At 65.2% G+C, this 24,921-nt stretch carries 26 protein-coding genes; 8 read left to right on the forward strand and 18 right to left on the reverse strand.

Annotated features, from left to right (window positions below; translation table 11 throughout):
* Positions 1–7 precede the first annotated feature (7 nt).
* Genes BLS66_RS03855 through paoA form a run of 5 tightly spaced genes read right to left on the reverse strand, consistent with a single transcriptional unit; the run spans position 8 to position 5,478 of the window.
* Entirely contained in the window at positions 8–634 is a 627-nt protein-coding gene (locus BLS66_RS03855) for a nucleotidyltransferase family protein (protein WP_074725122.1), read from the reverse strand.
* Positions 610–1,671: an XdhC family protein gene (locus tag BLS66_RS03860; protein ID WP_074725123.1), complete on the reverse strand. Its 1,062-nt coding sequence runs from the start codon at positions 1,669–1,671 to the stop codon at positions 610–612. Before BLS66_RS03860 ends, BLS66_RS03855 begins: the two co-directional genes overlap by 25 nt.
* Positions 1,672–1,679: 8 nt before the next feature.
* Positions 1,680–3,884 (reverse strand): aldehyde oxidoreductase molybdenum-binding subunit PaoC, encoded by a 2,205-nt coding sequence (gene paoC / locus BLS66_RS03865; RefSeq protein ID WP_074725124.1) that lies wholly within the window; start codon positions 3,882–3,884, stop codon positions 1,680–1,682.
* Positions 3,884–4,834 (reverse strand): FAD binding domain-containing protein, encoded by a 951-nt coding sequence (locus BLS66_RS03870; protein WP_074725125.1) that lies wholly within the window; start codon positions 4,832–4,834, stop codon positions 3,884–3,886. The genes paoC and BLS66_RS03870 overlap by 1 nt, the downstream gene beginning before the upstream one ends.
* A complete protein-coding gene (paoA, locus tag BLS66_RS03875; protein WP_074725126.1) occupies positions 4,831–5,478 on the reverse strand; it encodes an aldehyde dehydrogenase iron-sulfur subunit PaoA in 648 nt (215 codons plus the stop codon). The genes BLS66_RS03870 and paoA overlap by 4 nt, the downstream gene beginning before the upstream one ends.
* Before the next feature lie 234 nt (positions 5,479–5,712).
* Here paoA and BLS66_RS03880 point away from each other — a divergent pair, with 234 nt between their 5' ends.
* Complete coding sequence (locus BLS66_RS03880; RefSeq protein ID WP_074725127.1) at positions 5,713–5,955, forward strand: type 2 periplasmic-binding domain-containing protein; 243 nt, start codon at positions 5,713–5,715, stop codon at positions 5,953–5,955.
* On the opposite strand, the gene BLS66_RS03885 is transcribed toward BLS66_RS03880, so the two are convergent.
* From BLS66_RS03885 to BLS66_RS03900, 4 genes are all read right to left on the reverse strand, one after another.
* Positions 5,931–6,599, reverse strand: coding sequence for a carboxymuconolactone decarboxylase family protein (locus BLS66_RS03885; RefSeq protein ID WP_074725128.1), 669 nt, complete (start codon positions 6,597–6,599; stop codon positions 5,931–5,933). The genes BLS66_RS03880 and BLS66_RS03885 overlap by 25 nt on opposite strands.
* A gap of 106 nt (positions 6,600–6,705) precedes the next feature.
* Positions 6,706–7,053 (reverse strand): cyclophilin-like fold protein, encoded by a 348-nt coding sequence (locus tag BLS66_RS03890; RefSeq protein WP_058983026.1) that lies wholly within the window; start codon positions 7,051–7,053, stop codon positions 6,706–6,708.
* A 134-nt stretch (positions 7,054–7,187) separates the two neighbouring features.
* Positions 7,188–8,399, reverse strand: a complete 1,212-nt coding sequence (locus tag BLS66_RS03895) for an MFS transporter (RefSeq protein WP_074725129.1) — start codon at positions 8,397–8,399, stop codon at positions 7,188–7,190.
* Complete coding sequence (locus BLS66_RS03900; protein WP_074725130.1) at positions 8,396–9,454, reverse strand: alpha/beta hydrolase; 1,059 nt, start codon at positions 9,452–9,454, stop codon at positions 8,396–8,398. The genes BLS66_RS03895 and BLS66_RS03900 overlap by 4 nt, the downstream gene beginning before the upstream one ends.
* Positions 9,455–9,564: 110 nt before the next feature.
* Here BLS66_RS03900 and BLS66_RS03905 point away from each other — a divergent pair, with 110 nt between their 5' ends.
* Complete coding sequence (locus BLS66_RS03905) at positions 9,565–10,458, forward strand: LysR family transcriptional regulator (RefSeq protein WP_074725131.1); 894 nt, start codon at positions 9,565–9,567, stop codon at positions 10,456–10,458.
* Positions 10,459–10,881: 423 nt separating this feature from the next.
* Here the strand turns inward: BLS66_RS03905 and BLS66_RS20470 are convergent, their stop codons facing one another.
* Positions 10,882–11,166, reverse strand: coding sequence for a hypothetical protein (locus tag BLS66_RS20470; protein WP_143025125.1), 285 nt, complete (start codon positions 11,164–11,166; stop codon positions 10,882–10,884).
* 614 nt (positions 11,167–11,780) lie between these two features.
* Here BLS66_RS20470 and BLS66_RS03915 point away from each other — a divergent pair.
* Positions 11,781–12,083: a hypothetical protein gene (locus BLS66_RS03915; protein WP_244152943.1), complete on the forward strand. Its 303-nt coding sequence runs from the start codon at positions 11,781–11,783 to the stop codon at positions 12,081–12,083.
* 93 nt (positions 12,084–12,176) lie between these two features.
* On the opposite strand, the gene BLS66_RS03920 is transcribed toward BLS66_RS03915, so the two are convergent.
* The 3 genes from BLS66_RS03920 to BLS66_RS03930 form a co-directional block, all read right to left on the reverse strand.
* The gene (locus BLS66_RS03920) at positions 12,177–12,908 is read right to left on the reverse strand and encodes a hypothetical protein (RefSeq protein WP_074725132.1); all 732 of its coding nucleotides are present in this window, start codon (positions 12,906–12,908) and stop codon (positions 12,177–12,179) included.
* A 79-nt stretch (positions 12,909–12,987) separates the two neighbouring features.
* The gene (locus BLS66_RS03925; protein WP_064238549.1) at positions 12,988–13,464 is read right to left on the reverse strand and encodes a nuclear transport factor 2 family protein; all 477 of its coding nucleotides are present in this window, start codon (positions 13,462–13,464) and stop codon (positions 12,988–12,990) included.
* 62 nt (positions 13,465–13,526) lie between these two features.
* Complete coding sequence (locus BLS66_RS03930) at positions 13,527–14,096, reverse strand: TetR/AcrR family transcriptional regulator (protein ID WP_074725133.1); 570 nt, start codon at positions 14,094–14,096, stop codon at positions 13,527–13,529.
* 168 nt (positions 14,097–14,264) lie between these two features.
* Here BLS66_RS03930 and BLS66_RS03935 point away from each other — a divergent pair, with 168 nt between their 5' ends.
* A complete protein-coding gene (locus BLS66_RS03935; protein ID WP_074725134.1) occupies positions 14,265–15,218 on the forward strand; it encodes an alpha/beta fold hydrolase in 954 nt (317 codons plus the stop codon).
* 54 nt (positions 15,219–15,272) lie between these two features.
* Here the strand turns inward: BLS66_RS03935 and BLS66_RS03940 are convergent, their stop codons facing one another.
* Together BLS66_RS03940 and BLS66_RS03945 are read right to left on the reverse strand one after the other, a co-directional pair.
* Positions 15,273–16,469, reverse strand: a complete 1,197-nt coding sequence (locus BLS66_RS03940; protein ID WP_083348130.1) for a GAF domain-containing sensor histidine kinase — start codon at positions 16,467–16,469, stop codon at positions 15,273–15,275.
* 54 nt (positions 16,470–16,523) lie between these two features.
* The gene (locus tag BLS66_RS03945) at positions 16,524–17,423 is read right to left on the reverse strand and encodes a GlxA family transcriptional regulator (protein ID WP_244152944.1); all 900 of its coding nucleotides are present in this window, start codon (positions 17,421–17,423) and stop codon (positions 16,524–16,526) included.
* Positions 17,424–17,579: 156 nt separating this feature from the next.
* On the opposite strand from BLS66_RS03945, the gene BLS66_RS03950 reads away from it, so the two are divergent.
* Positions 17,580–18,383: an SDR family NAD(P)-dependent oxidoreductase gene (locus tag BLS66_RS03950; RefSeq protein ID WP_074725136.1), complete on the forward strand. Its 804-nt coding sequence runs from the start codon at positions 17,580–17,582 to the stop codon at positions 18,381–18,383.
* A 59-nt stretch (positions 18,384–18,442) separates the two neighbouring features.
* Here the strand turns inward: BLS66_RS03950 and BLS66_RS03955 are convergent, their stop codons facing one another.
* Positions 18,443–21,088: an excinuclease ABC subunit UvrA gene (locus BLS66_RS03955; RefSeq protein WP_074725137.1), complete on the reverse strand. Its 2,646-nt coding sequence runs from the start codon at positions 21,086–21,088 to the stop codon at positions 18,443–18,445.
* 274 nt (positions 21,089–21,362) lie between these two features.
* Between BLS66_RS03955 and BLS66_RS03960 the strand changes: the two genes are divergently transcribed.
* The 3 genes from BLS66_RS03960 to BLS66_RS03970 all read left to right on the forward strand — a co-directional run bounded on the left by BLS66_RS03960 (position 21,363) and on the right by BLS66_RS03970 (position 22,354).
* Positions 21,363–21,617: a hypothetical protein gene (locus tag BLS66_RS03960; RefSeq protein ID WP_064238555.1), complete on the forward strand. Its 255-nt coding sequence runs from the start codon at positions 21,363–21,365 to the stop codon at positions 21,615–21,617.
* Entirely contained in the window at positions 21,614–22,036 is a 423-nt protein-coding gene (locus BLS66_RS03965; protein ID WP_049469411.1) for a low affinity iron permease family protein, read from the forward strand. Before BLS66_RS03960 ends, BLS66_RS03965 begins: the two co-directional genes overlap by 4 nt.
* Positions 22,037–22,123: 87 nt before the next feature.
* Entirely contained in the window at positions 22,124–22,354 is a 231-nt protein-coding gene (locus BLS66_RS03970; protein ID WP_074725138.1) for a hypothetical protein, read from the forward strand.
* An 8-nt stretch (positions 22,355–22,362) separates the two neighbouring features.
* Here the strand turns inward: BLS66_RS03970 and BLS66_RS03975 are convergent, their stop codons facing one another.
* Both BLS66_RS03975 and ligD read right to left on the reverse strand, forming a co-directional pair.
* Entirely contained in the window at positions 22,363–22,812 is a 450-nt protein-coding gene (locus BLS66_RS03975) for a BLUF domain-containing protein (protein ID WP_057494785.1), read from the reverse strand.
* 138 nt (positions 22,813–22,950) lie between these two features.
* Positions 22,951–24,915 (reverse strand): DNA ligase D, encoded by a 1,965-nt coding sequence (gene ligD / locus BLS66_RS03980; RefSeq protein ID WP_425513287.1) that lies wholly within the window; start codon positions 24,913–24,915, stop codon positions 22,951–22,953.
* Positions 24,916–24,921 lie beyond the last annotated feature (6 nt).

A 24,921-nucleotide genomic window follows, 5' to 3' on the forward strand; every position in this document is an offset into this window, starting at 1 on the left:
ATGCGGGTCACCTCCCGGCATCGATCCAGCCCGCATCGCGCGCACGCGCAAGATCTTCTGGCGTATCGATATCCAGGGCCAGTTCCGGCGCCTGCAGGACATGCACCGTATCGACAGGAAGTTGCCGCAGGCGCGCTCCGAAGCCGCGGTCACCGGCTGCACCGACAGCGGTGAACCAGGCGCGCGGCACGACTGCGGGAACGCCAAGCGCATTTCCGTGGCGGGTGCCCGCGCACGTTGACGCTGCGGCGCGGGCACCCGAAAGCAGCGCCTGCAGATGGGAGCGCTCGATTGCAGGCTGGTCGCACGCCACGACCATCACCGCGGTCACCGTGGGCAGCAGGTGTGCGCCGGCAACCTGCAGACTGCTCGCCAAGCCACGCTCCCAGTGGTGGTTGGCTACCGGAGTGGCATCCAGCCCGGCAATGCTGGATGTCACGGCCTGTGCGTTCGCGCCCACCACGACCAGTACCTGCGCTGGCGCGACCTCCCCCGCCAATCGCACCACGCGATGTACCAGGGTCTCGCCCTGCCGGGTGAGGAGCTGCTTGGGCTGGCCAAGTCGGGCGCTCCCGCCGGCAGCAAGCACGATGACAGCATGCGTGTCAGTCACCTGCCGTGCGCGCTTCGCCATTGCTGCAGCTGCGCGGCGATGCTGAGCGAAATCGCCTCTGGCCCTCGGCCACCGATGTTCAGGCCGACCGGTGACCGAAGTCTCGGGGAAAGGCGGTGGAGCTGATCCGGGGTCAGCAGCTTGAACAGGTCCTCGCGCCTTCGCCGCGGACCCAGCAGTCCAATGAACGCGACGTTGGTATCAGCCAGGGCCACCAGCGTCTCCCTGTCCAGTTCGAAATCGTGATGCATCACCAGTGCCGCGTCGCACCGGTCGCCATGAAGGGCCTCGGCCGGGCTGGTCTGAAGATGCGCATCCGCGCACTGCCCGGCTGAGGCCCAGCGCGCTCGACGTTCGGCCACGCTGACCCGCCATCCCAAGCCGCGCAGCAACGGAACCAGGAAGGGCGTTTCGGGACCGCCCCCCAACACCAGGGCGCGCGGAAGCCGGGGCAACGGCAAACGCCACTCGCCCTCGCCAAAGGGCTGCGTACCCTCCATCGGATGCAGCTGCCACGCCTGCTCGCGATGGCCGGCACGGAAAATGACCTGCCCCGACGTGCGAAGGTCGCGCTGGAGTGACACGCCCTCGCGCAGCCAAGCCTCGATGACGTCGTCGAGGCCGGCCATGGCACGCAACGGCAGGAGCGCAATCCGAAGCCGGCCGCGGCAGCCGAGCGCGGACCCGCTCAACAGGTCGTCGTCACTGCGGGTGTCGATCTCGATCCAGTCGACCTGCCCTGCCGCACTTACCTGCTCCGCGCGTCGGGCGAGCTCGGGCTCCAGGCATCCGCCGCTCAGCCAGCCGACCTGGCTGCCGTTGCAGAACAGCACCATGTCGCCGGCACCGGCGTAGGTGGAGCCATCGGTTTCCAGCACCAGCGCGAGCACGGCGTGCTCCCCCGCGCGCACGCGCGTCAAGGCCGTCTCGAGTACGCCGCGCGGGCTGCCTTCGGCGAGGAAGCCCGGCGCTGCGGACAGGTGCTCGGCAAGATCGCCGGGCTCCCCTCCGCCTGCGGCGGAGACCTCCAGAATGGGCGAGGCTGCGGGTCGGTCCATGCGCACCGTCAGCCTACGTCGGGCAAGCCGGGCAACAGCTTGTCCAAGGTGATGGGATAGTTGCGCACGCGCACGCCGGTTGCGTTGTAGATCGCATTGGCGATCGCGGCGCCAACCCCGCAGATGCCCAGTTCACCCACACCCTTGGCCTTCATCGGCGAGATCACCGGATCCAGCGTGTCGAGGAAGACCACCTCCTGGTACGGGATGTCGGCGTGCACGGGAACCTCGTAGCCCGCCAGGTCGTGGTTGATGAACAAACCAAGCCGTTTGTCGACCACCAGCTCCTCCATCAGGGTTGCGCCCGCACCCATCACCATCCCGCCGATGACCTGGCTGCGTGCAGACAGCGGATTGAGGATCCGGCCGCCATCGCATACGGCAAGCATGCGACGAATGCGCGTTTCTCCAGTGTAGGCATGCACGGCGACCTCGCAGAAATGCCCTGCATAGGTGCCGACGTCGTAGCCTTGTTTGAAGTCGCCGAAGGTAATGCCGTCCTCCGCCGACAGTGTGCCCGCCTCCGCCAGCTTGATGGTCCGCCCATCCGCCTGGATGCGGCCATTGGCGAAGTCTGCGGTGTCGCCGTCGAAGCCGAGTTTCTCGCCCACCTTGCGGCGCAGGCTGACGCACGCCGCGTACACGCCCGCGGTGGAGCTTGCCGCGCCCCACTGGCCGCCGGAACCGGCGGAGGCGGGATGACGGGAGTCACCGAGAGTGACCTGGACCTGGTCCAGCGGCACGCCCATGGTCTCGGCTGCCGTCTGCGCGATGATCGTGTAGGAGCCGGTGCCGATGTCGGTCATGTCGGTCTCGACAATCACGCCGCCCTGGCCGTCAAGCCGGACACGCGCCGCCGACTTCATCGTCGGTGCGCCGCGATAGCCCGCGGACACGCCCATGCCGACCAGCCAGTGCCCTTCCCTGACCTGTGCCGGCCGGGCGTTGCGCTTGTTCCAGTTGAAGCGCTCCGCGCCTTCGCGCAGGCAGCGCACCAGGTTGCGGTCGGAGAACTTCTTGGACGGATCGCCGGGCACGACCTCGGGCTCGTTGAGGATGCGGAACGCGATCGGGTCGAGACCCAGCTTCTCGGCCATTTCGTCCATTGCCACTTCCAGCGCCATGTGGCCCGGTGCTTCGCCCGGTGCGCGCATCGCATTGCCTTCGGGCATGTCGAGCGTGGCGATGTAGTTGGCCACCAGGCGGTTTGCGCCTGCATAGAGCTTGGGCGTCTGCAGGGTGCCGTTCTCGCCATCCTCGCCGTTGATGTTGCCCGACCAGTTCTCATGGGCGATGGCGGAGATCCGGCCATCCTTTCCGCAGCCGATCCGCACGCGCTGGAGGGTGGCGTGCCGGTGCGTGGTGTTGTTGGGCATCAACGGGCGTTGCAGCGCGATCTTCACCGGTCGCCCGACCTGCTTGGCCGCCAACGCGGCCAGCACCGCGTCGGCACGGATGAACAGCTTGCCGCCGAAGCCGCCGCCGATATAGGGCGAGTCCACGCGCACCTTGGCAGGATCGATGCCGAGGATCGCCGCCATGCCCTGCCTGGCCCAGTCGATCATCTGGTTCGCCGTCCACAGCGTGAGCGTGTCACCCTCCCAGGCGGCGATGGTGGCGTGCGGCTCCATCATCGAATGACTTTCGTCGGAGGTGTGATAGGTCTCGTCGAGCTTGACCACGGCGCTCGCGTAGGCGGTGTCGAAATCGCCCAACGCCTGCCGGTCGGGCTTGCCGTCACGCCCCTTTGCCAGCGGTGCGGACGGTGCCAGGGCCGGGAAATCGAAGCGGCCCTTGCTGCGCTCGTAGCGGGTGCGGATCAGCGCCGCGGCGGCGCGGGCCTGCTCGAAGGTCTCTGCCACCACGCACGCGATGGCCTGGTGGTAGTGGGCCACTTCGGGTCCGCCGAACAACGGCGCGTTGTTCCAGTTCGATTTGCCGACCGGCTTGGTTTCCGGTGCGGTGATGACCGCCAGTACGCCGGGCGCGGCACGTGCGCGGGAGGCATCCATCGAAATGATGCGCCCCTTGCCAATGCCCGCACCGACGATGTAGCCGTAGGCCTGGTTTGGGGCCACGTCGTGGCGCTCGTAGGCATAGGGGGCGGTGCCGGTGGTCTTGCGTGGACCGTCGATGCGCGGCGTCGACTTGCCGACGACCTTGGCCTTGTCGAACAGGTTGTCGCCGGCGGGGGCGTTGAATTCAAGGGGCATCAGCGCTCTCCTTCCACCAGCACGGCTGCGAGGGTGCGCTCGGCGAGCGCGATCTTGAACGCATTCTCCCGCGTCGGACGGGCACCGGCGAACACCTGCCGGGCCGCGGCCTTTACGCCGTCGCGCAGCAGCTGTTCGGCTGCCTCGACGCGCCACGGCTTCGGCGCAACTCCACCGAAGGCGAACCGCGCCGAGCCGTCTCGCTGCACGACCGCGGCGACCGACACCAGTGCGAACGCATAGGACGCGCGGTCACGTACCTTGTGGTACACGTGCCGACCGCCCAGAGGCTTCGGCAGCGTGACGTGGGTGATCAGCTCACCGCGCTGCAGCACGTTGTCCTGCTGTGGCCTGTCGCCGGGGGAACGATGGAAATCGGCAATCGGGATGCTGCGCGTACTGCCGTCACCGCTGACGGTCTGAATCGAGGCGTCCAGCACCCGCAGGGCCACCGCCATGTCGCCCGGATAGGTCGCGATGCAGCTGTCCGAGGTGCCGATCACGCCCATCTGCCGGGAGAATCCCTCGAGCGCGCCGCAGCCTGATCCGGGCAGGCGCTTGTTGCAGGGCAGATGGGGGTCGTAGAAATACGGGCAGCGCGTGCGCTGCAGCAGGTTGCCGCCGGTGGTGGCTTTGTTGCGCAGCTGCCCGGAGGCGCCTGCCACGATCGCGCGGGTCAGCACCGCGTAGTCGCGGCGCACGCGCTCATGCGAGGCCAGCGCGGTATTGGTGACCAGCGTGCCGATGCGCAGGCCACCCTCGTCGGTGGTTTCGATCCTGTCCAGGCCGATGTCCTGCACATCGACCAGGTGCGCTGGCGTCTCGACCTCAAGCTTCATCAGGTCGAGCAGGTTGGTCCCTCCGGCCAGGAACTTCGCGCCCTCGGTACCGGCGACGGCCTTGGCGGCCTCGGCCGGGGATTTGGCGCGTTCGTAACTGAAGGCCCTCATGAGCGCCTCCCTGTAGAGGTCACGCCAGCGACCTCTTCCATTGCCTCGGCAATGTTGGAATAGGCCCCGCAGCGGCAGAGGTTGCCGCTCATGCGTTCGCGCATTTCCATGTTGGTGGCCCGGGGCCGTGCACTGACGTCCGCCTGTACATGGCTGGGGACACCCCGCTTGATCTCGTCCAGTACCGCCACCGCCGAGCAGATCTGCCCTGGCGTGCAGTACCCGCACTGGTAGCCGTCATGCTTGATGAAGGCGGCCTGCATCGGATGCAGGTCGTCGGGGGTTCCGAGGCCTTCGATGGTGGTGATGGCATCGCCCTGGTGCTGCACCGCCAGGCTGAGGCAGGCATTGATGCGCTCACCGTTGACCAGCACGGTGCAGGCACCGCATTGACCGTGGTCGCAGCCCTTCTTGGTTCCGGTCAGCTTCAGATGTTCGCGCAGGGCATCGAGCAGCGTGGTCCGGGTGTCGAGCTCAAGCTCCCGCCGCTTGCCGTTGACGGTCAACGCCACCGTGCTGATGACCGGCGGCCTGGGCGGCGGGGGCGTCGCCAGCTCGGCGGCGAGCGATGACGCCCCCGGTGCGGCGGACATTGCCACGGTCGTGACGCCGCCGGCGATCACCTGGCGACGCGTCAACTTCATTCCTTCATCACAACTTGGCACAGTGACCTCCTGGCGTTCGGGAAAATCCCGTGGCTGGATGGACGCGCTCAGACTACCCAAGGGGCACTATGCCCATCTGCAAGGTACAGATCTGTGAAGTCGGTCGGAGGCGCGCCGGCATCATCGGCCGAGCCTGCTGGCCGGTCATCCTCAACGCCGCCTCTGGCAAGAGTGCGCCACTGACACTGATCCGCGCCACTTCCTCACTGATGCATGCACATCCGGCATCGCCCGGACGGAGCGATCCATGCCTGGGAGTTCGAAGAAAAGGGCAAGGAATTCACCGTGCGCGGCGACGAGCCGTGGGTCTTCAACAGCATGACCCACGTCATCAATGCCGCACTGGATGGCTTGGGCTTGGCATACGCACCGGAACCGCTGGTGGCCGAGCACATCGCGCAAGGCAGGCCGAAGGAGCACTTTCCCGACCATCATTCTTTTCGAACCTCAAGCTGACGTTGAATCGCGACGCGAACACGTTCGGCAGCATCGAGGCTGACGCGCTCCTCAAGCACATCGGCCAGATCGTATAGCTGCTCCGGCCCCAGGCCGATGTTCATGCTGATTCCAATGTGGGACTGCAATTGGGGCTCCACCCCGTACATGGCGGCCAGCATGCTGACCGTAGCCAATTCGCGGCTTTGCCAATCAAGATTGTCGCGCTCGAAGATGTCGCCGAAGAGGTGCGTACGGAGGTATTGATTTGCTTGCGGGGCAAAATCGAACAAAGGCCCTGAGACAGGAGCGCCGGCCAGCCTGGTCTGGTTTGCCGTGCCTGCAGCGAGCAAGGCATCGCCTGTGGGAATCGGCTTGCGGGGCTCGCGGCCGGCGTCATCCTGGATGCCCTGCTGTCTCCGCGCATCCGCCACCTTCATCAGTTCGCCCAGCGCGTTTAGGCTCCGCGGAAACCCCGCATAAGCGTAGAGCTGCATCAGGACCTCTCGCGTTTCGGCCAGACTCAATCCCGCGTCCAGGCCCTGGTTCAACGCCTGATGAAGGCCATCCAAGTCGCCGGCCGCTGCGAAGGCGCCGATCGGAATGATGGCTTTCCGGCGCGGATCCAGTTCAGTTGTGGGGGCTTGATTTGATTTGGTGTGCATCGCTATTCCTTCGTGTGCGAAAGCCATCTGACCTGGAACGGCAGCAAGCGTCGCCGCGCCCAGCAGATTGGCAAGAAGGCTGGGCCCCAAGATAGGCAGCCAGCCTCTAGAACGACTCAATGCGGACCTCCACGGCCCCGGTCTTGCGAAGGAGCTGCAGCCCTCCTTCGATGCGACCCAGCCTTACGAGACCCTTTGAATAGCCAAAAGGCCTGTGAAAAATCGCCAGGTTTCCCCAAGGCGCATAGAAGGCCATATCACCTGCCACGGGCGTGATTCCCTCCGGCTCGCCCTCCACGTTCAGACTGCGCGGCAGCTGCGCAATCTTCTCAGTCGCGGCGTAGTCTTCAAGTTGCAGGGTCAGCGGCAACTGAGCAATGAACTCGCGTGCAGGAAGGCTGTCCTCCAGGGTGGCTGACAGCACTTGATCATTGATGATCAGTCGAATTTTCATGGGATGACTCTCCTGATTGGCCTCAGTTCTGGCGGCAGCGACGGCTGGATGATCGGGCGCGGCTGAGCAAGCTGCTACCGCCCCAAAAGCAGCGAGGAGCACGAGCAGCTTCGCCGTTATCGAAGTGAGGCGTGTCATCGCTTCGGAGCCCCTGTGGCAATCGCCGCAGCTGACGTGTGCACCTCTTCAGCCGCAGTGGCGTAGGCAAGCAGCGCGGCAAACAACAGGATGCCCGCACTCGCCAAGAACGTGCTGGCAAAGCCAAGGCTGTCGAACAGCAGCCCGCCGAGGGTGGCACCCAGCGCAATGGAGCACTGAACCACCGCAACCATCAGCCCGCCGCCGGCCTCGGCATTATCGGTGAAGGTGCGCGCCAGCCAGCTCCACCAGCCGACCGGTGCGGATGTGGCCAGCAGACCCCACGCCGAGAGCAGTGCGGCGGTCGGCCAAAGGTGGGGCCCGAGTGGAACCAGAGTGACGGCAATCAGCGCCATGAGGGCGGGAAGAATCACCAGCGTGCGGTAGAGCCCGCGCCTGATGAATGCCCCGATGGCAAGTGTGCCCACGAAACCACTCACTCCGATCGCCAGCAGAACCCACGGAACCGCAGATACCCCAGCATGCGTGACACGCTCCAGGAACGGCCGCACGTAGGTGAACAGGGCAAACTGCCCCATGAAGAACGCAGCGCAGGCCATCATGCCCAGTGCCACCACGCGTCGTCGCAGCAACACGACGACCCCGCCGTGTGATCGGCCCTCCTCCGCTTCCATGGACGGGAGACAAACCCACTGCCAGGCCAGGGCGACAGCTGCCACCGGCACAAGACAGAGGAATGCGCCGCGCCATCCCATCATGCTGCCAAGATAGCTGCCCAGTGGTGCCGCAATGACCGTTGCAAGGGCGTTGCCACTGTTGAATATCGCCAAGGCTCGCGGTACCTCGGCCTCCGGTACCAGCCGCATCGCGGTTGCGGCGGACAATGACCAGAAACCGCCGATCACTACGCCGATCAGCGCACGGCCTGTCATGTAGACCGGATAGTTCTGGGCCAGCGCTACCACCAGTCCCGACACCGCCATCAACGCCGTGAGGGACAACAGCAACGTTCGGCGGTTCACGCTACCCGCCAATCGCGAGATCGACAGGCTGGTCAACACCGCAAATACACCCGAAATGGCAATGCCGTAGCCGGCAAGGCCCTCGCTCACGCCCAGGTCTGCCGCCAAGGGAGTGAGCAGGCTCACGGGCATGAATTCCGAGGCGATCAACGCGAAGACGCACAGCGTCATTGCGAACACGCCGCCCCAGTTGGCGCGATGTGCGGGGGCGTCGGTGCGGCTCATTTCCCGGCCAGGCCGCGCTGGAAGAACGTGGCCAGCTTGTCAAGGGGAATCAGCTGGATGCGGTCGTACAGATCCACGTGGCCGGCACCCTTTACCCAGTAGATCTCCTTCGGCTGCCCTGCCCTTCGGTAGGCGTCCTCGCTGAACTCGCGGGAATGCGCGACGTCGCCGGAGACGAAGAGCATTGGTCGGGGCGAGATCGTCTCGATGTCGTTGAAGGGATAGAAGTTCATGAATTTGACCAGGCTGCTGAAGAGCGGCTGGGTTGTCAGTTCGGCCTTGTCACCCTTTGGCGTATAGGCGCCGCGCGGGGTGCGGTAGAAGTCGAAGAACTCACGCTGGATGGCGGGCGTGTCAGCATCGAGGTGGTTCACGGTGCCAGGCACGAACACCGGCGCCCCGCCCTTGAATTCGGCCAGACGCTGATCTGCCGCGGACTGGATCACCGCCTTGCGCTGCTCCAGCGACTGGCCACTGTTCAGCCCCTGCCGTGCCGCCGCACCCATGTCGTACATGCTGACCGTGGCGATGGCCTTGATGCGTGGGTCGATCTTGGCGGCACTGATTACAAAGCTGCCGCTGCCACAGATGCCCAAGCCGCCGATGCGGTCCGGGTCCACAAATGACTGCGTGCTCAGGAAATCCACGGCCGCACTGATGTCGTCCGAGTAGATTTCCGGCGCCACCAGGTGTCGCGGTGCGCCGCCACTCTCGCCCCAGAAGGAAAGATCGATCGCCAGCGTGACGAAGCCCTGCTCGGCCAGCTTCTGCGCATAGAGCTGGGAACTCTGCTCCTTCACTGCGCCCATCGGGTGGCCAACGACCACTGCGGGGGCGCGGCTGCCGTCGGGCAGGCCTCGAGGGCGGTAAAGCGTACCCACCACCTGCATCTCGTACTGGTTGTGGAAGCTCACGCGCTCCCCCTTGACCGTGGGGCTGCGGTAGAAGTTGTCGGATCCATGGGGCGGGGCCGGCACCGGTGCGTCAGCGGCCATGGCCGAAGCTGGAACGTAGAGGCTGGCGAGCAGCGCCAGTAACAGCGTGGTGCGTTTCATGGGCGTATGGCCTCGGTTGGGGACACGGGTCGCCACGATAGGCCCCAGCCCCTATATCGATAAGCCGGTTGAAAGTTGATGCATTACTGAGTTGCGCTCACAATTGACCCATGAGCACCGTGAAAACCCATGACCTGCAAGCGTTCCTGGTAGTGGCGCAGGAGCAGAGTTTCACCAAGGCGGCGGTTCGTCTTGGGGTAACGCCCTCTGCGCTGAGCCATTCGATGCGCCTGCTGGAAGAGCGCCTGGGAATTCGCCTGCTCGCGCGGACCACGCGCAATGTCTCTCCCACTGAAGCGGGCGAGCGCCTGATGCGCTCCATCGCACCACATTTCGAGGCCATCGGTGCCAGCGTGGAGGCGCTGGGTGACCTGCGCGACCGCCCAGCTGGAACGCTACGAATCTCCTGCACGGATGATTCCATGGAAACCATCATCCGTCCGCGGCTTGCCGGATTCCTGGACGCATACCCGGACATTACGCTTGAGTTCTACGTAGATTACGGCTTTACCAATGTGGTGGAGCAGCGCTTCGATGCGGGCATCCGGCTCGGAGAGGCACTGAGCAAGGACATGGTTGCTGTCAGGGTCGGCCCCGATTGGCGTCTGGTCGTGGTGGGCTCACCCGACTACTTCGAGAAGTATCCGAAGCCGAAGAAGCCTGCCGACATTACGCGCCACCGCTGCATCCACATCCGGCATCGCCCAAGCGGTGCCATCTATGCATGGGAGTTCGAAGAGAAGGGCAAGGAATTCACCGTGCGCGGCGACGGGCCGTTGGTCTTCAACAGCATGACCCACGTCATCAATGCCGCACTGGATGGCTTGGGCTTGGCATATGCACCGGAACCGCTGGTGGCCGAGCACATCGCGCAAGGCAGGTTGGTGGCAGTGCTGGACAGGTGGTGCGTCCCCTTCCCCGGCTATCACCTTTACTACCCGAACCGTCGGCAGCCGTCGCCGGCATTTGCAGCGCTGGTTGCGTGGTGGAAGCTGGATAGGTGACGTGGATGCCGATGCCGGGTGCGGTCTTGATTCCCCTTTGTGCACTGTATCGGCTGGAAACGGACACCAGCCCCACCCTCGATAAATCTTCCTAATCCCCCAGCCGGGCGACAGCTTCCCTGCCCCATTTGCTAGCCATTGAACGTTATCGAGCACGCGCGGGCGGTCAATTCTGGAATCAACATGACCAGCGAAGATGGTTTCGCGTGGGTGAATTTTCAGGCACGGCCATCGTGCACCCAGCTTTCAGCTAACACTCTCCGGAGAGCTTTGCGTGACGCCTCGCCAAGTTACGCACGCCCCCTCCCGTCTCGTTGTTCGCTGGAGCATGCCCTTGGCCACCGAAGCCCATAATTCACGAGGCTCAGTTGTAGCCGTGCTGGCAATCCTGACTCTACTTTAATCTCAGCACGCCTCTTGTACTTACTCCGTCACCGAACAAAATAGACGCGCCGCGCGGGAACGCATGTTGCGCGTCCTCATGTTGAGGAAAGACACCACACACGCCACTCTCTCGCCGGGAAGAATGACGTCAACGGTACTGTCATTGATCACGAATCCGTACCAGAGCTCACCGCCGCGTCGCGACAATGCCATGGGGCGTGCGTTGTTCTGACGCATCTCAAGAACGGGTCCGCCCAAAGAATCAACCATATCCAAATGGATCTCAGCTCGCGCTGGAACCATGTTCGGGAAAACAATCGTCATCTCAGCAACTCTTCTGCTTGATGTGCGAGCCCGTACTTTGGACTCTGTGAAATTGCGTGCTTGGCACATTGATTGATTGCATCGGGACGCCATGCACGTCCGAGAGCAGGGCCTTCGATGCTGAATTTATCACGCCGGCAGGGGCTACTCCTTGGACGACGGTATGCTCTTCGCCATACAACTTCGCGTGCCCACGAGCAAGCCCCACGCGCGCAGCCACAATGCCGCGTGGCTGGAGCGGGCCAAGGTCGCGTTGAAGGCCTACTGGCGCCTGGCGGCCTTTGGTAATCCTGTCGCATCTGCCTCACTGAGGGCCTCGCCGGGCGGATGCCGACACTCTTGACGCGTGCACCGCCGGCATCGCCGATAGCCTTACAGGGCATCGCCCAGCCTCATTGCGCCGCATGCAACGATTGTGAAAATGTTGAAAGTGGTGTCGGCATCAGCCCTACTGCGTTGGCATCTCGCACAGCCAGGGGTATTCCTGTTCATGCCACCGAAAACGGGTGGCCGAGGCCTCGAAATCCTCGTGAGTGGCAGGGTGCCGATCGGCGGCCACGGCGCAGTGCCTCGTGGCGCTAGTCGCGTCGCCAACGCAGTGGCTTGCCCCGCCCGTGCCTTCGCCTATCGGGTTCCAGAACATCCCCAACGATCGCTTCCTGCAACTGCGCCGCCAAGCGATGCAGTTCGTGGAAGCTCGTTCACGACAGGGCTATCAATTCGTCGATCAGCGTGAGGGCGCCGCTTTGCAGATCTACTGCCGCGACGTTCCGGTGCTGTGGCTGGAGAGGCACCCGAATTATCTGCTGTTGCGGGTATCACTGGATGCCCGGCAGCGGGCGCCGGCCGTTGTGCAGTTGCGGGCGCTTCTTCAATGCTTTGGGCGTTCTGCAGCAGGCGCTGGCCGGGGTGCCTGAGCCTGTTCTGATGGAGCGGGCGCTGCGGGTTGTTGCTGCTGAGGTACCTGATGGGGCGCGATGTCGCCCGCAGTAGCCGAGCGTGGCTCGGCTCTACAGGGACGTTGGTTGCGAGGGTTCGGGTTCGTGGATGGAGCCTTCAAGCAGGGCGACGTAGGTATCCAGGCGCGAACGCAGCCCGATCAATAGCCATCCTGTGAGGTATAGCAGTACGAGGGCGTAGATGATGAAAGCACCCAGCGCGCCAACATCAAAGGCGCTGCTCCAGTCACCCCATCTCCATTGGCGGAACTGCAGATAGAGGGCAATCAAGAGTGGGAATGGCCCAAGGCGCTGCAGCCCTCCGTACATTAATCCCATGCGCTCGATCATACTGGATCGCAAGTGGCTGACATACTTGAGGCGGCGCTCACGCTCGACTCTGGGGAACTTCCGAAGCTCGGCGATCACCGCTTGCCACAGTGCAAATTCGCCATCCATTTCCTGCGCGTGCGACAGCCGTGGCTGTACGAACTGCCGGAGTCCGCGGCGGGCCGCGAGAAACCCGCCGATGACAAAACCTCCGATTTCCACCGCCAGGCAGACCCTGACCAAAACCAGCGCAGCCGTAAGCGGAAGCCATCGATCAGGCAGCTGGCTACCGAGAATGCCGATGGCGGCCGCCAGTGCGCCCACCCGGAACGCCCACGTCTCCACCCTGCCCGCTTTCGGGTAGATGCTGTGCTCAACCAGCCCCTGCACCCGCTGGTAGAGCCAGTGGAAGGTCAGTTCCTGCGAATCGGTCGTTGCCGGCGGATCGACGCCGCCCCCTGCCTGCATGTCCATTGCACCCGTGCCCCGGCCGGCGCAGATGCCGGCCGCCCCATCGTACCTGAGCACGCTTCGGAAGGCGCCTCAGCGGGAATCACATGCCCAGCTCCGACAACCCCGGGTGATCATCCGGGCGACGCCCCAGCGGCCAATGGAACTTGCGGTCGCTTTCCTTGATCGGCAGGTCGTTGATGCACGAGAAGCGGCGCTGCATCAGGCCGTCCTCGCCGAATTCCCAGTTTTCGTTGCCATAGGAACGGAACCAGTTGCCGGAGTCGTCGCGCCATTCGTATGCGTAGCGGACCGCAATGCGGTTTTCGGTAAAGGCCCAGAGCTCCTTGATCAGGCGGTACTCGAGTTCCTTGTTCCATTTGCGTGCCAGGAACTGCCGGGCTTCCTCCCGGCCGTTGGTGAATTCGGCACGGTTGCGCCACTGTGTGTCGAGCGAATAGGCAAGTGACACCTTGTCGGCATCGCGGGAATTCCAGCCATCCTCGGCAAGACGCACCTTCTGCGTGGCCGATTCGAGGGTGAACGGAGGAAGCGGCGGACGGGGTTGTTCTGCGGACACGGGGAGACCTCCAATCGAAATGGATATACGGGTTGCTTCAAAGGATCTGGCGTACCCAGGCGCTAACGCTTGGCCTGTTCCAACAACAGCTTCGCGACATCCTTCGCGGTGTCTGCGGCGTCGAGATCACCCATCACGCGCGACAGGGTGATGGCGCCTTCCATCAGGATCAGTAGCTGGCGGGCGAGGTCCGCCGGCTGCTGCACATCCAGTTGTTCGGTAAGTTCCAGCGTGTAATCGAGCAGCTTCTGCTTGTGATTCCGCGCGATCTGCCGGATCGGATCGGCCGGATCGCCGACCTCCCCCGCGGTATTGATGAACGCACACCCGCGATAGCCCTCGGACTGGAACCAGCTCTTGAGCGCGGTGAACATGCCGAGGATGCGCGCTTCCGGGCTGTCGGCCTTGTCGCACTCCTGCCGGAACCAGGCCAACCAGCGCACATCGCGCGCCTTCAACGCGGCGGCGGCCACGTCGTCCTTGTTCTCGAAATGGCGGTAGATGCTCTTGCGCGCCACGCCCGAGGTCTTCACCAGCAGGTCCATGCCGGTGGCATGGATCCCGTTCTGATAGATCAGCGCCTCGGCCGTGGCCAGGATCTTCTGTTGCGTGTCGGTGCTGCCGTTGCTCATGGCTGCAAGGTAGAACGCTCGTTCTACCCTGTCAACAGGCAATCGCGAGCGATGGGGGCGCGCACATCCATGCAAGACGATCTATCAAGAAATCCGGACACTTCATCACCCGGGCGCCTGATCACAGGCGCAAAGTACGTCTCACCACCCACCCATGAGAGTTCCCGCATGAACACCTTCGCCCGTACGCTGGCGGTTGCCGCCCTCGCCCTCTCGGTCCAGGCCGGCCTGTCCGCGCAGGCCGCCGAACCGGCCAAGCCGGCCCCGGTCACCACCATCGCGCGCACCGCCAGCTACATCACCACCGCCGACGGCGTGCAGCTGTACTACAAGGACTGGGGCCCGAAGGACGGCCCGGTCGTGACCTTCAGCCATGGCTGGCCGTTGAATTCGGACAGCTGGGAGTCGCAGATGATCTTCCTGGCCAATCATGGCTACCGCGTCATCGCGCATGACCGTCGCGGCCACGGGCGCTCCAGCCAGCCATGGGACGGCAACGACATGGATCACTACGCCGATGACCTGGCCACGGTGATCGATACGCTGGACCTGCACGATGTGACCCTGGTGGGCTTCTCCACCGGTGGCGGCGAAGTGGCGCGCTACATCGGCCGGCACGGCACCGGGCGGGTGAAGAAGGCCGTGCTGATCAGCTCGGTGCCGCCGTTCATGCTGAAGACCGCCGACAACCCGAACGGCCTGCCGATCGAAGTGTTCGACGGCATCCGCAAGGCACAGATGGAGAACCGCGCGCAGCTGTACCGCGACATTCCGTCGGGCCCGTTCTATGGCTTCAACCGCCCAGGCGCGAAGGTGTCGCAGGGGCTGATCGACGCATGGTGGGCGCAGGGCATGCAGGGCGGCCACAAGAACACCTACGACTCGATCGCCGCGTTCTCGGCCACCGATTTCCGCGCCGACCTGAAGAAGTTCGATGTTCCTACCCTGGTGATCCACGGTGACGACGATCAGATCGTGCCGATCGATATCTCTGGCCGTCAGTCAGCGAAACTGATCAAGGGTGCCAGGCTGATTGTCTACCCGGGTGCGCCGCACGGCCTGACCGACACCCACAAGGACAAGGTCAACCAGGACCTGCTGACGTTCCTGCAGGAAAAGTGACTGGCCAGGGCTCCGGCGCCGTGCCGGAGCCCTCCTGTTGCCTGGCGCCCACCTTCATGTGCGCGCCGCTGTCGGCATCTGGAATGTGAACATAGTGCCGTCGCTCTCACTCGACCGCACGTCCAGTGTTCCGCCGTGGGACTTGGCAATTTCCGATGCAATGTAGATGCCCAGGCCAAGCCCTAGCCTGGGCAGTTCGCCCTGCTCACGCGAAAATGGGCTGAAAATCGTCCCCAGCCGCTCAGGCGCAATGCAGCCGGCGTTATGCACATCCAGCGTGAGGCGATGGGATGCGGCCTGGACTCTCAGCGTGACAGGCGCGGAGCGCTCGCCGTGCTGGGCTGCGTTGGTCAGCAGGTTGGCCAGCAGCTGCGACAGCCTGCCGGGATCGCAGACCACGCTGCCCTCGATCCGCATCTGGACGTTGATGTCCTGCCGACCGGTAGCGATCGCCACTTCTTCTGCAACCTGTTCAAGCTCCGCCTGCAAGGTGTGGCTTTCCTGGAGCGAGACCGGAATGCCTCCTCCCAGCCGCCCCCTGGCGAAATCAAGCACATCACCGATGAGGCCATCCATCCGGGTGACGCCGGCAGCGATGTGCGCGAGCATCCGCTGCTGGCGCTCGGATGTTGCCTCACGTTCCAGCGAATCGGCGGCCACGCTGATGGCCTGCAGCGGGCTGCGAAGGTCATGGCCCAGTACCGCGATGAACTGATCGCGCAGATCGGAAACACGTTGTGCCGTTGAAAGTGCTGTCTCTGCCTCCAGCAGCTGATCCTCTTTGTCGAGGTAGTTGCCAACGAGGTCGGCAAGCAGCTCCATGGATCGTTGCACGTGCGCCTCATCGAAGTTGCCCGGCGACGAATCAATGGCACACAGGGTGCCGAAGAAGCTGCCATCCGGCCGATGGATCGGCACGGAGGCGTAACTCTCCAGCCCGTAGATCCTGGGCGTATGGTGTTCGGAATACAGCGGGTGTGCACTGGCGCGCGCGAACACCACGGAGGTCGATGACTGCCTGATCTCGTCACAGAGGGTGGTTTCGAGGACCAGTTGCCCGCCCGGAACGAGCCCGAACCCCAGGGTGTCGAGGGTGGCGCAGGCGGTCCACGTGGTTTCTGTCACCCGGGCAATCGCGGTGAATCTTGAGCCTGTGATATGGGCGACGGTCTCAAGGATGCGCGGCACTGCCTCAATACGACCGATCTCAGCGATGTCATTCAGCAGGTGGGGATCGGTCAGTGTGTGCATGTAGTGGCAGTCGGGCGCAGTGGTGCATCATCCCACGAATCCAGCCACGAACACTCAGTCCGCCCCGCCCCGTGCGTTGCGCCGTAGCGATTGCGGGGGCTGGCCAAAGGCGCGCAGGAAGGCACGTCGCATGCGTTCGGTATCACCGAAGCCCGTTTCAGTCGCGACTTCATCCATCGTGTAACGGCTTTGCTCGATCAGCACACGCGCGGCCTCCACGCGCAGGCCCTCCACTGCCTTGGCGGGGGATTGCCCGGTTTCCTCGCGGAACGCGCGACTGAACTGGCGGGTGCTCAGATGCGCGGCCTGCGCCAGTTCTTCAACGGACAAGGTGGCGCGCAGGTTGCCGCGCGCGAAAGCCAGCGCGTTCTGGATGCGATCGGACCGTGCATCCAGTTCGAGCAGCACAGAATGCTGGGACTGCCCGCCTCCGCGGCGGTGGTAGATCACCAGCTTCCGGGCCACCGCCCTGCACAGATCCGCACCGAAGTCCTGCTCGATCATGCCAAGCGCCAGGTCCAGCCCCGCACTCATGCCGGCGGAGGTCCAGATCGGGCCATCGGTGATGAAGATGCGATCTTCCTCCACCTGCGCGGCGGGAAAGCGCCGCCTGAGCGTACGTGCGTGGAACCAGTGCGTGGTGGCGCGGCGCCCGTCCAGCAACCCCGCTTCGCCGAGAAGGAATGCGCCGGTGCACACCGACGCGGTCCGGCGCGTGCGGGCGGCCGCGTGGCGGATCGAATCAATCAGCGTGCCACTGGACGGGGCTGGCTCCAGCAGGCCGGCCACGATCATGGTATCCAGCGGCTGCTGCGCAAGCGGCGCTGTCTGCATGGCCATGCCCAGCGAGCTGGGCACCAGCCCGCCCTGCTCGGACAGCATGTGCAGATCGTAAAGGCGCGCACCTTCGGTGGCATTGGCCAGTTCGAAGGCGGACGCCGCGGCGATCGCCATGGTCTGGAATCCGGCCGGCAGGACACATCCAACACTGAGCATGGCGGGTTTTCCGGCGTGACCTGAAACGAGGTATATACGACATTTACGCCCTGCACAAGCCAGCCTAGAGTCTGCCCTGACCCCGGCGACCCCCGCCGGTTTGGACCGACTCCTGTGAACGACCCTACCCATCACGGCACCGCCCTCATCACTGGCGCATCGTCCGGCATCGGGGCGATCTATGCCGATCGCCTGGCCCACGCCGGCCATGACCTGATCCTGGTCGCGCGACGCGGCGACCGCCTGCGCCAACTGGCCGAAGCGCTGGCCCGCAGTACCGGCCGCACGGTGGACATCGTCGCCGCGGACCTGACCACCTCCGACGGGCGTGCCGAGGTTGAAAAGGTCATTCAAGGCCGAGCGGACATCCAGGTGCTGGTCAACAATGCCGGCATCGGCGCTACGGCGCCCCTGCTGCAGTCGGACATCGGCGAAATGGAGCGCATGATCACGCTCAACGTGAACGCCGCGATGCGCCTGGCCTACGCCGCAGCGCCGGTGTTTGTGGCCCGTGGCCGGGGCACGATCATCAACATCGCCTCCATCGTCGCGCTGGCACCAGAGCTGCTCAACGGGGTCTACGCGGGAAGCAAGGCGTTCCTGCTGGCGTTCTCGCAGTCGCTCCACCATGAACTGGCCGACAAGGGCGTGCGTGTCCAGGTTGTCCTGCCGGGTGCCACCGCAACGGACTTCTGGCACCTTTCCGGCCTACCGGTGGAGCACCTGCCACAGGGCATCGTGATGAGCGCCGAAGCGATGGTGGACGCGTCGCTGGCCGGTCTGGCACAGGGTGAAGTCGTGACCATTCCCGCGCTTCCGGACATCGCTGAGTGGGACGCCTTCGAGCACGCACGCAAGGCGATGGCACCGGGCCTTTCGCGCGCGCAGCCGGCGCAGCGCTATCTGGGCGGCGCCTGATCGGCGAACGCGTTGCAGCCGCCCGGCGTGGCGCAGTGCGCTGGCCGGGCATGGCGTCGCTACAGCGCCAGTTCCCTGGCGAGGAACGGCGCTGTCCTGCTGCCCTTGGCGCGGGCCACCTGGCGTGGCGTACCCTTCGCCACGATGGCGCCGCCCGCGCCGCCTGCGCCCGGGCCGACGTCAATCACCCAGTCGGCCTGTGCCACGGAACGCATGTCGTGCTCGATCATCACCACGGTGTTTCCCGCGTCCACCAGCCGCTGCAACTGCACCAGCAGCCTGTCTGCGTCCAACGCATGCAGGCCGGTGGTGGGTTCGTCCAGCACATAGAGCGTGCGACCGCGTTGGCTGCGCTGCAGCTCGGTCGCCAGCTTGATGCGCTGCGCCTCGCCCCCTGAAAGCTCCGTGGCCGGCTGGCCGAGCCTGAGATAGCCCAGGCCGATCTCCTGCAGCAGCTGCAGCGGCCGGGCGATGGCGTCTTCACCGGCGAAAAATGCCTGTGCCTGGTCGACCGTCATCTGCAGGACCTCGGCGATGTTGCGGCCGTTCCAGAGCACCTTCAGCGTGGCCTCGTTGTAGCGGGCACCATGGCAGGCCGGGCACGGCGCATAGACGCTGGGCATGAACAACAGTTCGACACTGACGAATCCCTCGCCTTCGCAGGTCTCGCACCGGCCCTTGGCCACGTTGAACGAGAAGCGGCCGGCGTCGAAGCGGCGACGTCGCGCGTCCGGGGTCGCGGCGAACAGCTTGCGCACGTGATCGAACAGGCCCGTGTAGGTGGCCAGGTTGGACCGGGGCGTGCGACCGATCGGTTTCTGGTCCACCTGCACCACGCGCTGGATGGCGTCCACATCGCCGGCCAGCTGGCCCCGGGTGGCCTCGATCACCGTGGGTCCCTCGGCCGGCGCGCTGTCGGCGCTGTCGTCCACCGGCTCGTGCCCCAGGTGTAGCAGCATCAGCTCAGGCAGGGCCTGCGCCATCAGGCTGGACTTGCCCGAGCCGGAAATGCCGGTCACCGCGGTCAGCACTCCCAGCGGCACCTGCGCGTCCACGCCCTGCAGGTTGTGGCGGTGGATGCCTTTCAGCTCCAGCCAGCTGCCGGCGCTGCGTTGCCGGCTGGCAGGCGCAGGCACCTGGTCGAACAGGTAGCGCGCGGTGCGCGATGCCTCGATGCCGCGCAGGCCGTCGGGCTTGCCACTGTAGAGAACCCGCCCGCCGTGCTCGCCCGCCTGCGGCCCCACGTCCACCAGCCACTGTGCACGCCGCATCAGTTCCAGATCGTGTTCAACGACGAACACCGAGTTGCCTCCATCGCGCAGGCGGTCCAGCGCGTCGTACAGCGCCTGGCTGTCGGCAGGATGCAGGCCGGCTGAGGGCTCATCGAGCACGTACAGCACGCCGAACAGCAGGGAACTGAGCTGCGTGGCCAGCCGCAGGCGCTGCAGCTCGCCGGCCGACAGCGTGGGCGTGGCGCGGTCCAGCGAGAGGTAGCCCAGGCCCAGGTCGCGCAGCTGCCGTACCCGCGCCATGACCCCACCCGCCAGTCGCTGCGCGGCCAGGCGCTTTTCTTCGGACAGGGCCGAGGTCAACCGCACGTCGGGGGCGCCTTCGTGGGTCGCATGGCCACGGGCTGCCCGCTTCGCGCGATCGCGGGGCGTCGCACTCCTGCGCGTGCGTGCGCCGTGACCGTGTGTACTGAAGTCACCCTGCGCAATGGGCTCGAGCAGCCCGGCCAGTTGGTCCAGCGGCAGCCGCATGAATTCACCGATGTCCAGACCGGCAAAGGTGACCGAAAGCGCTTCGGGCTTCAGGCGCTTGCCCTGGCAGGCGGGGCACAGCTTGCCTTCCATGTAGCGCGATACACGCTTGCGCATCAGCGCGCTCTGGGTAGTGGCGAAGGTGTGCAACACGTAGCGGCGGGCGCCGGTGTAGGTGCCCATGTAACTGGGCTCCAGCTTGCGCTTGAGTGCGGCACGCGTCTCGGCAGGCGTGAAGCCGGCATAGACGGGCACGGTCGGCGTGTCCTCGGTGAACAGGATCCACTCCCGGTCCTTCTTCGGCAGCTTCTTCCACGGCACGTCGATGTCGTAGCCCAGGGTAACCAGGATGTCGCGCAGGTTCTGGCCATGCCAGGCCGGCGGCCAGGAGGCGATGGCGCGCTCGCGGATGCTCAGCGACGGGTCCGGCACCATCAGCGCTTCGGTCACTTCGTAGACGTGGCCCAGCCCATGGCAGGTGCTGCAGGCCCCCTGCGGCGTATTGGGCGAGAAGTCCTCGGCGTACAGCATGGGCTGATGGGCCGGGTACGCGCCTGCACGCGAATACATCATGCGTACCAGGCTGGACAGCGTGGTCACGCTGCCCACCGATGAACGTGCATTGCTGGCACCACGCTGCTGCTGCAAGGCCACCGCCGGCGGCAGGCCGTCGATGGCATCCACGTCGGGCACGCCCGCCTGGTCGATCAGGCGGCGCGCATACGGTGCGACGGATTCAAAGTAGCGACGCTGGGCCTCGGCGAAGATCGTGCCGAACGCCAACGATGACTTGCCGGACCCGGACACCCCGGAGAACACCACCAGGGCGTTGCGCGGAATGGAAACATCGACATGCTTCAGGTTGTGCTCGCGCGCGCCGCGGACCTCGATGCAACCGCTGGCCGCGGCCGCACATGACGATTTGCCAAAGGGGGTGTGGGACATCTTCGTGATCCTGCTGGCAGTGAGCGGCACGCGCAACGGCGCACCGAGGCCCCATTGTCGCCGCGACGGGGTGAACGGGGCGAGGATCCTGCACTCCCGTTCTGCTCGGCAGCAGCGCGTCGCGGATCCCCGACCCCGCAATGCGCCTGATTGTTAACGCCTGTTGGCTGAAGGGTTGACACCACGTTGCCGCGTCGTTGATGGGGCCGCTCACGGCCCGGTTCCTATGCTTGACGCGCCACTTCCACAGTGGCACTCAACCTGGAGATGCATCATGCAACGCGATCAGAAAGACCTGCCCCACCCGGACCCGGAAGCACAGCGCACCGATCCGGTCAGCCCGCTTCAGGCCAAGCTGCATAACCACCGCAATCATGAAGAGGCGTTGCAGGAGACGTTCCCGGCCAGTGACCCGATCTCGCCCTTCGTCGCAGCCCCGACGCCCGAAGAGCAGGCCACGCGCCTGGGCGAGCGGGTCAAACTGCCAGACCGCCGGACGGATGAGGAGGCCGGCGGAGGTGAGCAGTGATCCGGCGCGGCTTTGCGCGCGTCGCGGCGGCCACGGCGCGGTTGTCCGGCAGTCTTGGGGCGTTCGTCGCGGCACTGGGGGTGATCATCGCCTGGGCCGCCAGCGGGCCGGCCTTCCACTTCAATGACACCTGGCAGCTGGTGGTCAACACGGGCACCACCATCGTGACGTTCCTGATGGTGTTCCTGATCCAGCACACGCAGAACGCTGACACCGCTGCACTGCACATCAAACTGGATGAGCTGATCCGGGTCAGCAAGGACGCCAACCAGGAGCTGCTGAACCTGGAATCGATGGAGCCGGCCCATCTTGAAGAGATACGCCAGCGCTATGAGGCACTGGCGAAGACCGCTGCAGACATCAAGTCCAAGAAGGAGCGCTGCATGCCCTGCGAAGCGGATGCAGCCGCCGAAGCCTGAGGCAACCGCTGCGGCGGCGTCGGCCTACAGCGATGGCGGTGTGAGGCCCTGCCTGGTCGCTAACGTGGCTGCATGGAGGATCAGGCAGTGAGCACGCACCTGGAAATCGACCTGATGATCGCGCAACTGGAGGAAATGTTGCCCACCTGGGCAGCGTTCTATTCCGAGCCGCAGTTCATCCTCATGCTCGCCGAGGCACTGGACTACATTGCAGCCAGTGCGGACCCGGATGCCCGCCTGTATTGCGTGATGCGCACCGGGCACCTCGATGCGTGCAGCGGCGAGATTCCCTGGGCAGCGCGCTATGGCGGGCGATAGGCAGTCGCTTAGGCCGCGATGGCGTAGGGCTCGACCAACCTGGCCAGGACATCCATCGCCGTCTCAGCCACCCCGTCGTCGTCGCCATGCTGCACAAATCCCAGCCAGTCTGCACAGGCCAGGCGCTTCAACTCCGCCGGTTGTGTCGGCAGCCAGCGCATCGGCCAGAATGGCAGACGCCGGTTACCGACCCTGCCGCGCTGCAACTCGATCAGTCCTGTATGGCTGGTAGCGCCAAGCACCCGCGAGTACGCCACGCGCAAGCCGTCCTCGGGCCCCTCCATGTACTGCAGGAAGCGGCTGCCATCGAACAGCAGGACCCCGGTGACGCCGGCGTTCCGGTTGAAGCGGGCGGCATCGTCGACCAGATCGTCCAGTTTGCCGCTGCGCAGGCCCAACGGGTCACCGGCCACGGCTGGGCCCGCTTCACTTACGTATGCGACTGCCCTGATAGGCATCGGCTGCTCCGGTAGCGAATCCCCCCAGATTCCGTATCGCAAGCATAGGCCAACCACGCCGACGATAGGTTCCGGCCCTGTGTATTCTGCGAATCAGCTGGGTTCGGGCTGACAGACGGTACGCAGCACGGGCCTGGCCTACGGGTCTGCCTGGGCCCATCGGGCGAGATTCTGCTTCACTTCCGCGATGCCGGCCCAAGGATCCTTGCGTCGCCGCCTGAGCTTTGCGGGCACGTCCTTGATCGTGAACGCATCGGCGCGCTGGAGTTTCGACAGATCGCCCCAGGCGATCGGCAGCGCCACCGGCGCGCCCGGCCGGGCGCGCAACGAATAGGACGCGACCGCCGTTGCGCCGCGCCCATTGCGCAGATAGTCGACGAAGATCCGCTTGTTGCGCAGGCTCTTGGTGGCGGTTGCCAGGAACCGCTGCGGTTCGGACTGTGCCAATGCATCGGCGAAACCCTTCGCAAAACGCTTGGTCAGGTCCCAATCGCACCCTGGGTTGAGCGGCACGACCACGTGCAGGCCCTTGCCGCCGGAGACGCGCAGGAACGATTCCAGCTCCAGCTGCGCCAGCAGTTCTCGGATGTCGGTTGCCGCTTTCTTGACTTCGGCAAAGGGCACATCCGGCCCGGGATCCAGATCGAACACGACCCGGTCGGCCCTGTCGGGCGCCTCGGCGTGGCTGCCCCAGGGGTGGAACTCCAACGCGTTGAACTGCACCAGTTCAAGCAGGCTGGCTGCGTCCCGCACCACCAGGTAATGGGCGTTGATGCCGCTTTCCTCCTTCAGCCTTACCGAATCGACCAGCGCCAGCCCGGCCGTATGGTGTTTCTGGAAGAAGCAGGGTTTTGCGGTGCCACTGGGGCATCGGATGATCGACAGCGGACGATCAATCACTTCGGGCAGCAGGTGCTCCATCACTGCCGCGTAGTAATCCCATACATCCTGCTTGGTGTAACCGTCGCCGGGAAACAGGATCTTGCCGGGAGAAGACAGCCCGGGTGGCGCGCGGTCCGCTGCCGCCGCCCTTTCCACCTGGCGCCTCCGCCGCGAGGGCGCATGCGACCGCCCGGCGGCCGGGACCGTTCCGGCGCGGTCGGAATCGGCGAGGTCGGCGACGTCCTTGTCCGTCCGCACCGCCTTCAGCGACGCCTGGCGCAACAGCTGCTGCCCACCGATCCCGCGGTAGAAGACCTCGACCACGAAACGCGGTTCGAACCAGGTCGCGGCGCGCAGGTCGGTGTCCTGCGTGGGCACATGCGCGGTCGGCCTGCGGCCGCCGCCGCCCTTGATGCGCTTGCTGATGTCGCCAATCAGTTCATCCGAGAACCCGGACCCGACGCGACCGGCGTAGAGCCAGCCATGCGTTGCGTCCGGCCGGGCCAGCAGCAGCGAACCAAAGCCGGTGCGGCTGCCTTTCGGTGCGGTGTAGCCCACCACCGCGAACTCGTCGCTGGCCAGCTGCTTCGTCTTGCGCCAGTCCTCGCTGCGGCCGCTGTGGTAGCTGCGATCGCCGCGCTTGGAAATGATGCCCTCGAAGTGCTGCTCACCGGCCAGGCGGTAGGCCTCCTCACCCTCTCCCTGCACATGCGAACTGAAGGCCAGGGGACTGCCCCGCCCCTCAAGCAGCGATTGCAGCAAGGCCTTGCGTTCCAGCAGGGGCGCATCGGCAACGTCCACGCCATCAAGATGCAGCAGGTCGAACAGTGCATACGTCAGGACGCCCTGCTTCTCGCCGGAAAGCGTCGCCTGGAGCAGGTTGAAGTCCTCCTTGGTGCCGGCGCCGGCGATCAGCTCGCCGTCCAGCGCCGCCGACGTGAGGCCCAGGGTCGCGACTGCGTCACGTATCTCGGGAAGCTTGTCGGTCCATTCCAGCGCGTTCCGTGACCACAGCTGCACGTTGCCCTCGACGACAGTGGCAAGGATCCGGTATCCGTCCCATTTGATCTCGTGGACCCACTGCTCGCCCTGGGGCGGCGCCTCTCCCAGCCTGGCCAACTGCGGTTCGAACGGCCCGGATGGCGCCGCTGCCCTCCCTGCCCTGCTGAGCGCAAGGGCCTTCTTCGACCAGTTCTTTCGCCGGGTGCGTGTGGCAGGCACCGCCGT

Source organism: Stenotrophomonas pavanii (assembly GCF_900101175.1).
Classification (GTDB): Bacteria; Pseudomonadota; Gammaproteobacteria; order Xanthomonadales; family Xanthomonadaceae; genus Stenotrophomonas; species Stenotrophomonas pavanii.